Origin of the sequence: Mycobacterium lacus (assembly GCF_010731535.1) — a bacterium.
GTDB lineage: Bacteria > Actinomycetota > Actinomycetes > Mycobacteriales > Mycobacteriaceae > Mycobacterium > Mycobacterium lacus.
In genome coordinates, this window is sequence record NZ_AP022581.1 from 3,891,767 (window position 1) to 3,905,034 (window position 13,268).

At 66.9% G+C, this 13,268-nt stretch carries 9 protein-coding genes and 2 pseudogenes; 4 read left to right on the forward strand and 7 right to left on the reverse strand.

Features of this window, described 5'->3' with window-relative positions:
* The 4 genes from G6N24_RS17965 to mshA all read right to left on the reverse strand — a co-directional run bounded on the left by G6N24_RS17965 (position 1) and on the right by mshA (position 4,085).
* Entirely contained in the window at positions 1-1,245 is a 1,245-nt protein-coding gene (locus G6N24_RS17965) for a sensor histidine kinase (protein ID WP_139822217.1), read from the reverse strand.
* 135 nt (positions 1,246-1,380) lie between these two features.
* On the reverse strand, positions 1,381-2,136 hold the full coding sequence (locus G6N24_RS17970; protein WP_085157275.1) for a phosphoglyceromutase: 756 nt from the start codon (positions 2,134-2,136) through the stop codon (positions 1,381-1,383).
* Positions 2,137-2,232: 96 nt separating this feature from the next.
* A complete protein-coding gene (locus G6N24_RS17975; RefSeq protein WP_085157278.1) occupies positions 2,233-2,745 on the reverse strand; it encodes a type III secretion system chaperone family protein in 513 nt (170 codons plus the stop codon).
* Positions 2,742-4,085 (reverse strand): D-inositol-3-phosphate glycosyltransferase, encoded by a 1,344-nt coding sequence (gene mshA, locus G6N24_RS17980; protein WP_341276724.1) that lies wholly within the window; start codon positions 4,083-4,085, stop codon positions 2,742-2,744. The genes G6N24_RS17975 and mshA overlap by 4 nt, the downstream gene beginning before the upstream one ends.
* 191 nt (positions 4,086-4,276) lie before the next feature.
* Between mshA and G6N24_RS17985 the strand changes: the two are divergent.
* A pseudogene (locus G6N24_RS17985) lies at positions 4,277-5,673 on the forward strand (IS1380 family transposase).
* 137 nt (positions 5,674-5,810) lie between these two features.
* A pseudogene (locus G6N24_RS17990) lies at positions 5,811-7,591 on the forward strand (IS1634 family transposase).
* Between the two features lie 251 nt (positions 7,592-7,842).
* On the opposite strand, the gene G6N24_RS17995 reads toward G6N24_RS17990, so the two are convergent.
* Positions 7,843-9,171: an ROK family protein gene (locus G6N24_RS17995; RefSeq protein WP_085158030.1), complete on the reverse strand. Its 1,329-nt coding sequence runs from the start codon at positions 9,169-9,171 to the stop codon at positions 7,843-7,845.
* Between the two features lie 183 nt (positions 9,172-9,354).
* Between G6N24_RS17995 and G6N24_RS18000 the strand changes: the two genes are divergently transcribed.
* Positions 9,355-10,110 (forward strand): SDR family NAD(P)-dependent oxidoreductase, encoded by a 756-nt coding sequence (locus G6N24_RS18000; RefSeq protein ID WP_085158028.1) that lies wholly within the window; start codon positions 9,355-9,357, stop codon positions 10,108-10,110.
* Here G6N24_RS18000 and G6N24_RS18005 read toward each other — a convergent pair.
* Both G6N24_RS18005 and G6N24_RS18010 read right to left on the reverse strand, forming a co-directional pair.
* Positions 10,091-11,434 carry a L,D-transpeptidase gene (locus G6N24_RS18005; RefSeq protein WP_085158026.1) on the reverse strand — a complete coding sequence of 448 codons (1,344 nt, stop codon included), beginning with the start codon at positions 11,432-11,434 and terminating at the stop codon, positions 10,091-10,093. The genes G6N24_RS18000 and G6N24_RS18005 overlap by 20 nt on opposite strands.
* A 67-nt stretch (positions 11,435-11,501) precedes the next feature.
* A complete protein-coding gene (locus G6N24_RS18010; RefSeq protein ID WP_085158024.1) occupies positions 11,502-12,587 on the reverse strand; it encodes a UDP-N-acetylmuramate dehydrogenase in 1,086 nt (361 codons plus the stop codon).
* 26 nt (positions 12,588-12,613) lie between these two features.
* Here G6N24_RS18010 and G6N24_RS18015 point away from each other — a divergent pair, with 26 nt between their 5' ends.
* Complete coding sequence (locus tag G6N24_RS18015) at positions 12,614-13,138, forward strand: DUF2505 domain-containing protein (RefSeq protein WP_085158022.1); 525 nt, start codon at positions 12,614-12,616, stop codon at positions 13,136-13,138.
* The last annotated feature ends 130 nt before the right edge of the window (positions 13,139-13,268 follow it).

The following is a 13,268-nucleotide window of genomic DNA, read 5'->3' on the forward strand; positions in this document are numbered from 1 at the left end:
TCATCGACTTAGCTCTTCCTCTCGTTGTGACCTGTTGGGCCGCGTTTCGTGCACCCGGGATTGCTCGGGTTGATCGTTGTCGTCCTGCTCCGCCGGTACCAACGCCGGCGATGCCGGAATAGACAATGTGAACGTCGATCCGGTTCCCGGCTTGCTCCACACTCCGATGCTGCCGTTGTGGTTGGCCGCGACATGTTTGACGATGGCCAGCCCCAACCCGCTGCCGCCGGTGGCCCGCGATCGCGCCTTGTCGCCCCGGAAGAACCGCTCGAACACCCGCTCCTGATCTTCGAGAGGGATCCCGATGCCCCGGTCGGTGACGGCGATCTCGACGTTGTTACCGCGGCGGCGACGGCTGATCGACACCGGCGACCCGGGGGGTGAATAGGCGATCGCGTTGGACACCAGGTTGGCCAGCGCGGTAATCAGCAATGTTTCGTCGCCCAACACCCGCAAGCCGCTGCGCGCGTCGGTGCGAACCTCGATGTTGGCGTTGTCGGCGGCCACCTTGTGGCGTGAAATCGCTTCGGACACAATGGTATCGACGTCAATTTCGGTCATGTTGGGCAACCGCTCGGCGCCCTGCAGCCGCGATAGCTCGATCAGCTCCGCAACCATGTCACCCAGGCGGTTGGCCTCGATGAGCACCTTCTCGGCGAACCGGCGAACGGTTTCGGAGTCCTCCGCCGACGCCAACAGCGCCTCGGCCAGCAGCGCCATGGCGCCAACCGGGGTCTTGAGCTCGTGGCTGACGTTGGCCACGAAGTCGCGCCTGGCGGCCTCCATACGGGCGTAGTCCGATTGGTCGTGGACGAAGACCACGGCGAACCGGCGATCTTCCTCGCTCAGCAACCGGGCGTAACCGTGCACGGACCGTCCGGAACGGACCGGGTTCGGGCGCTTGCTCGGCGCCAGGTCGAACTCGACGTCATCTCCGTCCAGCGCCTGCCGCGCTGCCTTCCAAGCCTGGTCGTCGAGCTGCCGGTCGCGTACCAGACCCAACTCCTTGGCCCGATCGTTGAGGTAAACCACATCGCGATGGGTATCCACCACCGCGGCGCCCATCGGCATCAGCGCGACGATGCGTTGCAGCATCTGCGAGACGGTGATCCCGGCCCACTCGGCGGCCACTCGCTTGCGGCGTTCAATCGCCCGCGGCGCCAGCCGGGTTCCGGCCGCTACGCCCACGGCCAGCGCCAGCACCGACAAGAACCCGGCCAGCAACAGTGCCGAGAACACAGTCACATGAAAAATCCTACAAATCCTTCTGAACCCGCCCTAGCGGAGCGAGGCCAAAATCGCACAAGTCACACGTTGCGCTACAGGTGTTCGGCTGCCGTTCACGCGGTGTTTGGCAAACGGCCTAATTGCCGCCGCAAATCAGGATTTAGCCGCACCTTGACTGGCCACCGCGGCGGCACCTGCGGCCGCCGCCTCCGGGTCGAGATACGTTCCGCCCGGCACCAGCGGCCGCATGCCGGCATCCAGGTCGTAGCGCAGGGGAATGCCGGTCGGGATGTTCAGTCCGACGATCTCGTCGTCGGACATCTGGTCCAGGTGCTTGACCAGCGCACGCAAGGAGTTGCCGTGCGCGGCGATCAGCACTGTCTTACCGAACCGCAGGTCCGGCACGATCACGTCGGTGAAATACGGTAGAAACCGGGCCACCACGTCGGCCAGGCATTCGGTGAGCGGGCCGCCGCCGATGTCGGCATAACGCGGGTCGGCGTCCTGGCTGAACTGGCTGCCCTTCTCGATCGGCGGTGGCGGCGTGTCGTAGCTGCGCCGCCAGGCCATGAACTGCTCTTCGCCGTAGCGGGCCTGGGTCTCGGCCTTGTTCAGACCCTGCAGCGCTCCGTAGTGGCGCTCGTTGAGCCGCCAGCTACGCCGCACGGGGATCCACAGCCGGTCGGCGACGTCGAGCGCGAGATCCGCGGTGGTGATCGCGCGTCGCAACAGCGACGTGTAAAGCACATCCGGCAACAGATTGTGTTCGGCGATCAGCTCGCCGCTGCGCACCGCCTCCGCCCGGCCCTTTTCGCTCAGCCCGACATCGACCCAGCCGGTAAACAGGTTGCGCGCGTTCCAATCGCTCTCGCCGTGGCGGAGCAGGACCAGCGTGGCGGTGTGTCCCATGCCGGCAAGTCTCTCACGGGGCGTCAGAGTCGTCGCGAGCGTAACGTCACTGCGAATTGCGGCTTGATTTTTCGCAGCACGCTTACGCTCGCGGCGCTAGTCGTCGTCGATCAAGTGCGCGAAGGCTTGCAGGTTCTGCAGCGACTCCCCGCGCGACACCCGCCACTCCCACTCCTTTTGAATCGACGACCGAAAACCTAGCTCCAGCAACGTGTTGAAATCGGAATCCGCCGCCTCGACCACCTGCCCGAGCACCCGGTCGATTTCGTCGGCGTCGACCGAGGCCGGCGACATCCGCCCGACCAGGTAGATGTCGCCCACGTTGTCCAGCGTGTAGGCGACCCCGTAGAGTCGGCGGTTGCGCTTGAGCAAGAACCGGTAAACGCCCTCGTGGTTCTCGTCGGGCTTGCGGCACACGAACGCCTCGATGCGCACCGAATGCTCGCCGATGGTCAGGATGGTGTTGGTCTTGAGCTTGCGCTCGCCGGGCAACTCCACGATTAGCGCCGGCGGCCCACCTCGCGCGCCAGGGTGACGCGAGTATTTCAGCTCGCTGGCGTCAAGCGCATCCTCGATGACTCGTCGCACCGCCTCCGAGGCAGGAGTCATGCTCCCACCCCGCGACGCAATGTCCAGCCACGCGGCCCGCGCACCGCAACCAGGTCAGATATTCTGTCGGTCTCCCGGCGCTGGCGCGCGGTGGTGAACTCGCCGATCGCGCGACAGTAGCTGTCCAGCAGCGCGTCGGTCGTGTTCTCCCAGGAGAACGTGGCCGCGTGTCTGGCCGCCGCGCGGCGCATCGCCCACTGCTGCGGCCCGCCGTTCAGGCGTAACAAATCATCGATGGCCTCCGCCCACTGACCGACCTCGTGCCCGGACACCAGGGTGCCGGTGATCCCGTCGCGCACCGCAACCGGCAACCCACCGACCGCGGCCGCCACCACCGGGGTGCCGCAAGCTTGGGCCTCGACGGCGACCAATCCAAAAGATTCCGAATAGCTTGGCACCGCGACCAGATCGGCGGCGCAGAACAAGGTGGCCAGATCCGTGCGCGACTGCGGCGGCAGGAACGTCACCCGCGCCGTGATGCCGAGTTCGTCGGCGAGCCGAACCAGTCCGTCCGGGGAGGCCAGACCGCTGCCCGACGGGCCGCCGGCGACGACGATGCGCACCCCGGGCAATTTCGCGGCGGCACGCAGCACGATGTCGGGCGCTTTCAGCGGCTGGATGCGTCCGACGAATGCCACCACGTGCTCGTCCGGCGGCAGCCCCAGCGCGACCCGGGCCGCCCGGCGATCGCCCGGGCGGAACACGTCCAAATCGACACCGGGGTGGACCACGTCGATGCGCGCCGGATCGGCGTGGTGAATCGAAATCAATTGCCGCGCTTCATCTTCGGTGTTGACGATGAGCCGATCGGCCTCGTCGACGACCTGCTGCTCGCCGACCGTGCGCAACGGCGGCTCCGGGGTATCACCGTCGGCCAGCGCCGCGTTCTTGACCGCGGCCAGCGTGTGCGCGGTATGCACCAGCGGCACCGCCCAACGGTCGCGGGCCAGCCAGCCGACCTGACCGGACAGCCAATAGTGCGAGTGGACAATGTCGTAATAACCCGGTTCGTGGGCGGCTTCGGCGCGCAGCACCCCCGCCGCGAACGCGCACAGCTGGGTGGGCAGGTCGTATTTGTCCAGGCCCTCGAATGGCCCCGCGACCACGTTACGTACCACCACGCCAGGTGCCACCCGTTCGGTCGGCGGATCTGTGGATGCGGTGGCCCGGGTGAAGATCTCCACCTCAATGCCTCGCCTGGCCAGATGCAGCGCGCTTTGCAGCACATAGACGTTCATGCCGCCGGCGTCGCCGGTTCCTGGCTGGGCAAGCGGTGAGGTGTGCACCGCCAACAGCGCGACCCGGCGCGGGCCGTTCACTGCCGAACCATGGTGCCGCACACAGTCATCTTTACAGGACGCTACGCGACGTCCTCTTTACAGGACGCTACGCAACGTTATCTGCACCCGCTAACCCGGATTTTTCGCGAAACTGTGCGTGACACGGTGTTGAGTTAGCGAAAGTGCCTGTCCTGCAATGGATAATGAGGTTTCTTCAAGTCGTCAGTATCCAGCGGGGAGGCACTTTCTAAGTGAACGGTAGCGCAGCGGGTCCGCGGGTGAAAGTATCAGCCGACGGTGCCGGTGTCGTGTCGCATGCCGGGGTGGGCATGCTGCGGGAGGTCGCCGATCTGACCGGGCTGTCGTCGCAGGTCACAGCCGTGTTGGCCGATACCTACCGGGGGCCGTGGATGCATGCACCCGGGGTGGTGTTCGCTGATCTGGCCGCGGCGGTGGCCGACGGCGCGGACTGCATCGATTCGGTCGGCGCATTGTGGGGTGACCGCCAGCAGGCGTTCGGGCCGGTGGCCTCGACGAGCACGCTGTGGCGGTTGGTTGATGAGCGCATCGACGCCGCGCATCTGCCGGGGATTCGGGCGGCCCGCGCGCATGCCCGCGCCCAGGCGTGGGCGGCCGGGGCGGCCCCCGAGCACGGTGGGTGGCTGCACCTGGATGTCGATGCCACCATCTGCGTTGATCATTCCGACAACAAGGAAAACGCGGCAGCGACCTGGAAGAAAACCTTCGGATTCCACCCGCTGCTGGTGTTTTTGGACCGTCCCGACATCGCCGCCGGGGAGGCCTTGGCCGGGTTGCTGCGCGCAGGCAACGCCGGCTCGAACACCACCGCCGACCACATCACCGTTCTTGAGCAGGCGCTGGAATCGCTACCGGCGGCCTACCGTCCCGACCCGGACAACCCCGACGGGCCGGCGGTGTTGATCCGCTCGGATTCGGCCGGGGCCACCTACGGGTTCGCCGCGGCCTGCCGTACCGCGCACGTGGGGTTCTCCTTGGGCGCGGTCATCGACTCCCGCGTGCAAAACGCTGTCGAGATCCTCAACGACGCCGATGCCTGGTATCCGGCCATCGACACCGACGGCGCCATCCGCGACGGCGCCTGGTCGCCGAGGCCACCGATCTGGTGGATCTGTCGGCTTGGCCGGCCGGCACGCGGTTGGTCCTACGCAAGGAGCGCCCGCACCCCGGCGCCCAGTTGCGGTTCACCGATTCTGACGGCCACCGGGTCACCGGGTTTCTCACCGACACCGCCGACGGGGCCATCCCCGGCCAGCTGGCCGGCCTGGAGTTGCGCCACCGCCAACACGCCCGGGTGGAAGACCGCATCCGCCAAGCCAAAGCCACCGGCCTGCGGAATCTACCGTTCAGTGCTTTTGACGCCAATGCCGCCTGGCTTGAAATCGTCCTGGCAGCCACCGATCTGATCGCCTGGACCAAACTGATCGGCTTCACCGAGGACCCGGACCTGGCGCGCTGCGAGATCGCCGCCTTCCGCTACCGGGTGCTGCACGTGGCCGCCCGCATCACCCGCGGCGCCCGCCAGGTTCGCCTGCGCATCGACGCCACCTGGCGCTGGGCCAAGGCCATCACCGCCGCCTGGATTCGCATCCGCGCCGCCTTCACCTAACCCGAAGTTCCGACCGCTGGTACTCGAGGATTGTGTAGCCGACCTGGGAAATCAGTAGAATCACAGTTGGCGAGTGTAGCCACGAATATGGTGTGTCGTTACGACGTTGTGTGATGAGAATGCGTTAGGATAACGGCGTGGCGGCATACTCAGGTTCGATGCACGTAGCCCGGAATCTGCGTGGATACGTGACGAAGTCAGGCGAGCAACGTCTCTACGAGACGATCCTGCTGCGCCGCTCGTTCCGCGACGGGGGCAAGGTGCGCCACCAAACTCTGGCGAACCTGTCCAAGCTCCCGCCGGAGGCGATCGCCGCCATCGAGGCGACGCTTAAGGGGCACACGCTCGTGGCGGCCGGCAGCGAGTTCAGCAAGACGCGGTCGCTGCCGCACGGTGATGTCGCAGCGGTGGCGGCGATGGCGGGCAAGCTCAAGCTGGCCGCACTGCTAGGCCCGCCATGCCGGGCCCGCGACATTGCTGTCGCGTTGATCATCTCGCGGGTGGTGCGGCCAAAATCGAAGCTATCCACCCTGGGCTGGTGGTCTGATACCACCCTCGGGGTCGACCTGGGTGTGGCCGACGCATCCACCGATGAGATCTACGCGGCGATGGACTGGCTTGTCAGCCGCCAGGAGACGATCGAAAGAAGCTGGCCGCAAAGCATCTCGCGGAGTCGGTGAACCCGGGCCGGATGGCGTTGTTCGACCTGAGTTCCTCGTGGGTGACCGGGCGCTGCTGCGAGCTGGCCGCACACGGCTATTCCCGCGACGGCAAGAAAGGGTGCCAGCAGATCGAATACGGTGTGCTCACCGACCCCGACGGGCGCCCGGTCGCGGTGCGGGTGTTCGCGGGCAACACCAGCGACCCGAGCGCGTTCACCCAGATCGTTGAGGTGATCAAAGACAAGCTCGCCATCCAGCGGCTGATCCTGGTCGGTGACCGCGGCATGATCACCGGCGCGCGCATCGACAAGCTGCGCGAACTCAACGACACCCCCGACGACGCAGCGTGTTTCGACTGGATCACCGCGCTGCGCGCCCCGTCGATCGCCAAACTCGCTCGCGACGACGGGCCGCTGCAGATGAGCCTGTTCGACCAGCAAGACCTCGCCGAGATCACCCACCCCGACTACCCCGGCGAACGGCTGATCGCCTGCCGCAACCCAGCACTGGCCGCCGAACGCGCCCGCAAGCGCCAAGACCTGCTGGCCGCCACCGACAAGGAGCTGGCCCACATCGCCGAACGCGTCACCAAGGGCACCCTGTCCGGCGCCGACAAGATCGGCATCGAGGTCGGTAGGGTCAGCGGAAAATTCAAGGTGGGCAAACACTTCCACCTCACCATCACCGACACCGCCTTCACCTACCACCGCGACCAGGCCGCCATCGACGCCGAAGCGGCCCTCGACGGCATCTATGTCCTGCGCACTAGCGTCGACGCCCAGGCCCTCGACCCCGCCGCCATAGTCGAAAGCTACAAGAAACTCGCCAACGTCGAACGCGACTTCCGCATCATCAAATCCGACGACCTCGACCTGCGGCCCATCCACCACCGCCTCCAAGACCGGGTCAAAGCCCACATGCTCATCTGCATGCTCGCCTGCTACCTCACCTGGCATCTACGCAAGGCCTGGGCACCGTTGACCTTCACCGACCAAGCACCCCACAACGGGACAACCCGTAGCCCCGCACGCCGCTCCGCCACCGCCCAAGCCAAGGCCTCCACCAAACACGATGACGACGGCAACCCGGTCGGCAGCTTCCGCGACCTGCTCACACACCTGGGCACCCTCACCCGCGACCGGATCCGCTACCACGACACCGACATCGAAATCGACAAGCTCACCGACCCCACCCCCCACCAGCGCCGCGCCTTCGACCTTATCGAGGCCCCCATCCCACTGACCATCGCCGCGTAGCCACAACAACCACCCACCAAAACCAACAAACCCCCAGGTCAAACCGCGGATTCGCCTATCAGAACAGCCTTAACTTCGGCCTAACCACCCGACCTCCCTGACCCGACCAGACGAAAGACCCCGGCCCCCAGGAAGCCCGCCCACCGGCACGACAGCCGGCGACCTGTCGCACCCACCTGCCAGAATCGGCGTCACCAGCCGGCCAGAACCCCGCTCACACCCCACCCATCAAGCAGCGCGAAAAATCGAGGCTAAGCGAGAGCCTCGGGTGCGGCATCGGGCAGTCGGGAATCCAGCGCCCCACAACGACGCATCGCGCCCAGCGGATCGGCGTAGATGCCGCCCAGCGACACGATGCCCGCCCCGGCCTCCTGCACGCGGTTGCCGAACGCGGTGACGCGGATGTCGCGCGGCGCAAGCACCGAACGCGCCGCGAACGCCGCCTCCACCTGCTCCATCGCCTCGGGGTACTCGGTGAATGCCTGGCCGCCGACCACCAGCTCGTCGGGATTGAGTAGGTCACGCAGCAACGCCACCGCCTCACCGAGCACCCGGGCCCGCTCCGACAGCAAGTCTCTGGCCTGCTGGTTACCCGCCCGAGCTACCCGCAGCAGGTCGGTGATCGCGGTGGCGGACCCGCCGGTGCGGGTCGCGGTACTGACGCCGGGCAGGATGTTGGCAATGATTTTCAGCCGACGGGCAGCGGCCAAAACCGCCTCATCGCTGACGGTGGATTCCAGCTGCCCGGTGCCGCCGAGCAGCTCAGAGTGGACAGGCAGCGGCGCGATGGTGCCAGGGCCGCTGGCCGGGCAATGCACCCGACCGCCGATCACCAGCGCATAGCCCACGGTTTCCCGCGCGTAGACGTACAGGCTGGTCGGTGAAGTCGGCGCGAACCGCCGCATGCAGAGCAACAGTTCGGCTCCGGCCATGGCGTCGACGTGAGACGCCACCGAAACCGGCAGACCCAGGACGTCGGCCAACACGGGCCCCACCGGTGCTTGCCGCCAGCCCAGCCGCGCGTGGTCGACGTGGCCGGTGGCGCTGTCGACAGCACCGCCGATCGCCACCCCGACCCACAGCGGCCGCCGCCGATGCCAGCGCCTCAGGTACCGTCGCGCGCTGTCGGCCAGCGCTGCCAGTGCGGGGCCCTGCGCTTTGAGCGGTGTCGGGGTCTCGACCGTGTCGAGCGTGCGGCCCAACAGGTCGGTGGCGACGATGCTCGTGGTCCGCGCGCCAATGTGGAGGCCCAGTGTGACGAACGGTTCGTGGTTAATCTCCACGGGCACCCGGGGGCGTCCGATCGCCCCGGAAATCGCCAAATCGGCACGTTCCCGCAGGAGACCCGCCTCCAGCAGCGCGATAACCTGACGGTTCACCGTCGCGATGCTCAGCGATGTCACCTTAGCGATGACGTCGCGGCCGACCGGTCCGCGCAACCGTACGGCGCGGAATACCGCGGCCGCCGCGGAGTCGGACAGATGCAGCGACGGGGCCACCACTTGACGATGGGAGCGCAGCGGGCCCTTGTGGCCCGGTGTCCGGCTGGGTGAATGGGCAGTGAGGGTAGTCGTGTGCACGGGGCGTCCTTTATGTCCGAGTTTGATTGGCCGGTCTGGCCGCACTTTGCTGACTTGTTCTGGGTCAGGCGCGGCAAACTGCACGGCAACAACACGCGCCCGCGCTATGACACACGGTCGTCATGCCGAACAGGGCGCTGCGGTACACACGGGAAATTTAGCATGTTTACTAGAGTTGGCCCGATGACATCAGCTGATGCGCAAAAACGAGTCGCGGTGGTCACCGGAGCCAGTTCCGGAATCGGCGAAGCGACCGCCAGAACCCTAGCCGCCCTTGGGTTTCACGTCGTCGCGGTGGCGCGCCGGGCGGACCGGCTCCGCTCCCTCGCCGACGAGATCGGCGGGACGGCCGCGGTGACCGACGTCACAGACGACCGGGCCGTCGAGGCGCTGGCGGGCCGATTGAGCCGGGTCGACGTGCTGGTCAACAACGCGGGTGGCGCTTGGGGGCTGGAATTCGTCGCCGATGCCGATTTCGAGCACTGGCGTTGGATGTGGGAGACCAACGTGCTGGGCACGCTGCGGATGACTCGCGCGCTGCTGCCCAAGCTGATCGACTCCGGGGACGGTTTGATCGTCACCGTCACCTCGATTGCCGCGATGGAGGTTTACGACGGCGGCGCCGGGTACACGTCGGCCAAGCACGCGCAGGGCGCGCTGCACCGCACGTTGCGGGGCGAACTGCTGGGAAAGCCGGTCCGACTCACCGAGATCGCCCCGGGCGCGGTCGAAACCGAGTTCTCGCTGGTCCGTTTCGACGGTGACCGGCAGCGGGCGGACGCCGTCTACGCGGGCATGACCCCACTGGTGGCCGCCGACGTCGCCGAGGTGATCGGGTTCGTGGCCTCCCGACCTTCGCACGTCAATCTGGACCAGATCGTCATCCGGCCGCGCGACCAAGCGTCAGCCACCCGCCGGGCTAGCCACCCGGTCCGTTAGTCGTCGGGGTGGTGGGGGCGCCCGACAGGGTAGGAGCGGTGGACGGCGTGATCGGCGCGGTGACGGGGATCTGGGTCGCCGGCGGGTGTGCCGTCGGCGGCGGCAGCGCCGACATCGACACCCAGGTATCCCAGTCCACGGCCCAGTCCCAGATGTCGCCGTCGGAGTACGACAGCTGGATCGAACTGCCGGTCACCTCAACCGGGTCGCCGTACATCGCGGTGTGGTAATACTCCTCGGCGTCGCTCGTGGACAGGTTGATGCAGCCGTTGGTGACGTTGGTGTTGCCCTGCGCGCCCGCGCTCGCCGGGTTGGCGTGGATGAACTCGCCGTTGTTGGAAATCCGCACCGCCCAGCGTTCGTGGACATTGCTGTAACCGGCGGCCGGGTTGGACATGTAGAAGTCCGAGTACTTCTCGGTGACCACATGGATGCCGTTGCGGGTGACGTTGCGCGCCTTGTCGGCCTCACCGTAGCTGCAGGGGAAGTCCATGATCACGCCGGCGTCGGTGACGACCTGGATGCGGTGCGACGAGACTTCGGCCTTGACCACCTGCCGGCGACCGATCTGGAAGTGCAGCGACATGTCCTGCGCGCCGTATGCGCCGTCGCCGAACGGCAGCCCATACAGCTTGGCGTCGACGTCGACCGTCGTACCGGCCGGATAGTACTCGCGAGGACGCCAGTGCACGCGAGCGCCCTTCGCCTCGTCGGGCAGCCAAGCCCAGCTGCCCTCGACGGGGGGGTTAGTGGTGACGGTGAGCGCTCGCTCGACGGCAGCCTTGTCACTGATCGGCGCATCGAACTGAATGATGACCGGCGCGGCGACCCCGACGGTCTGACCGTCGGCCAACTGAAATCCGCCGTCGATCGTCTTCGTCGGCGTCACGGTGGTGAACTTTCCCGCGACCGGAATGGCCTTGCCGTCGTGGCCCACGGCCGAACCGCTCCAGGTGTAAGTCGCGTCGTAGCCGAGCGGCTCGGTGATCGTGTAGGCGGTGCGATCCTGGTTGAACACCCCGGCGACGACCTTGCCCGACGAATTCGTCAGCGCGACCCGCTGGAACCAGCCGTCGCTGACTTCGACGCTGATCGCCGCGATCGGCGCCACGTCGCCGGTGCCGTCGGTCGGCCGGTACGTCAGTTGGGGCGACGGCGGCGGCTTCTTCGTCGCTTGGGCAATCGTTCTACCGGAACAGGCGGCCAGGAAGCTGGGTGCGAACACACCGACCCCAAGGGCCGTCAAGGCCAGGCGCCGGTTGAGCGGCGGGCCGTCGAAAGCGTTCACGGAAGACAAAGATACCGGGCCAAACAGGCGCCACATGCCCTTGTAACGTCTTGTGCCCCGCCATAATTACTCGTGGCGGGGGGCGCAAGCACGAAAGTAGCAGCTACAACCCGCACCCGACCAGGACGGGCTCAGGTTTGAGTGTGATACCAAACACATCCCTAACCCCGTCGCGAATCGTGCGGGCCAGGGCCACCACGTCGTCGGCGGTGGCACCACCACGGTTCGTCAGCGCAAGCGCATGCTTGGTGGACAGCCGGCACCGGGCGGTCCGATCCGGGTAGCCCTTGAAAAAGCCCGCCCGCTCGACCAGCCAACCGGCGGCCAGCTTGACGCCGTCGGGTGCCGGATAGTGCGGCACCGATCCGTCGCACTTGCTGGCCAGCCGGTCGTAGACGGCTGGCGCCACCACGGGGTTGGTGAAGAACGACCCCACGCTCCAGGTGTCATGGTCGGCCGGGTCGAGCACCATGCCCTTGCGGGCCCGCAGGCGCAGCACCGCCTCGCGGACCAGTTGCGGGTCGGCGCGCTCGCCGCTGGTCGCGCCCAGCGCGGCCGTCAGCTCCCCGTAGCGCAACGGCGCGCTGCGGCCCGACGAATCCAGCCCGAACTCGACTTCCAGGACCACAGCCGGAATATGCAGCCCGTGGGCTTGTTTGAGCACGCTGGTGCGATAACCGAAACGCAACTCGCGGGCCGGTACCCAGCTCACGGTGCCGCTGATGCGATCTAAGAGCCGGACTCGGGTGATGGTGTCCGATACCTCGGCGCCGTACGCCCCGACGTTCTGCACGGGGGTGGCACCGGCCGATCCGGGAATGCCCGACAGGCATTCCAGCCCACCGAGACCATGCTCGATGGCCCTGACCACGACGTCGTCCCACACCGCGCCCGCCTCCGCCCGCACGAGGCTGCCGTCGATGGTGATGCCGCTATTGGCCAGCCGCACCGCGGTAAGTTCGGTCAGCGTCTCCGCGATCACCAAATTGGAGCCGCCGGCAAACACGAGCGGCGGGCCGCAGCCCCCGCCGCGCGCCTCCGCATCCAGTTGCCGCAGCACGGCGACCACCTGATCGGTGCTGTCGCAGGTAATTACCCGCCGCGCCACCGGTCCCAGCCGCAAGGTGGTCAACGGCGCCAGCGGAACCGACTCGGCGACGCGCGCACCGGCAAAGGGCAAACCGACCACGGCCCGTAACGGTAGCCTGACTAGCTATGCCGCGTTCATTCGACATGTCGGCCGACTACGAGGGCAGCGTCGAAGAGGTGCACCGGGCCTTCCGCGAAGCGGACTATTGGCGGGCCAGGCTGGAAGATACCCCGGTCGACGTCGCATCCATTGAGTCGATACGAGTAGGCGGCGAGACCGGGAACGACGGCACCATCGCGGTGGCCACCCTGCAGATGGTGCGCAGTCACCACTTGCCGGCACTGGTCACACAGTTGCATCGGGGCGATCTCTGTGTCCGGCGCGAGGAGATCTGGGGCCCGGTCATTGAGGGCTCCGCGACGGCGTCCGTTGCGGGATCGATCGTGGATGCTCCTGTTCATCTGACGGGTACCGCGGTGCTCGCCCCAATCGCCGAATCGGGCGGCGCACGGCTGACCTACTGGGTCAGCATCCATGTCCGGGTCCCGATCATCGGCGGCAAGCTGGAAAGGATGATCGGTACCCAACTAGCCAACCTGGTGGCCGCAGAACAGCGCTTCACCACGCAATGGATTATGAACAACGCCTGAGGCGCCGCCAGCGGCGCGCTCGGATGCTTCGGGTCGCCGGGCCTAAGCTGGATTGCCCAGCTCCTTCTCGCGCCGCAAGCGGCGCGTATCGTCGCCGGGCCTAAGCTGGATTGCCCAGCTCCTTCTCGCG

What these genes read in the sequence shown, in the direction of transcription:
- G6N24_RS17970 (WP_085157275.1), bottom strand. Translation starts at nt 2,136, where the DNA reads ATGGGACACACCGCCACGCTGGTCCTGCTCCGCCACGGCGAGAGCGAT.
- G6N24_RS17975 (WP_085157278.1), bottom strand. Translation starts at nt 2,745, where the DNA reads ATGACTCCTGCCTCGGAGGCGGTGCGACGAGTCATCGAGGATGCGCTT.
- G6N24_RS18000 (WP_085158028.1), top strand. Translation starts at nt 9,355, where the DNA reads ATGACATCAGCTGATGCGCAAAAACGAGTCGCGGTGGTCACCGGAGCC.
- G6N24_RS18005 (WP_085158026.1), bottom strand. Translation starts at nt 11,434, where the DNA reads ATGTGGCGCCTGTTTGGCCCGGTATCTTTGTCTTCCGTGAACGCTTTC.
- G6N24_RS18015 (WP_085158022.1), top strand. Translation starts at nt 12,614, where the DNA reads ATGCCGCGTTCATTCGACATGTCGGCCGACTACGAGGGCAGCGTCGAA.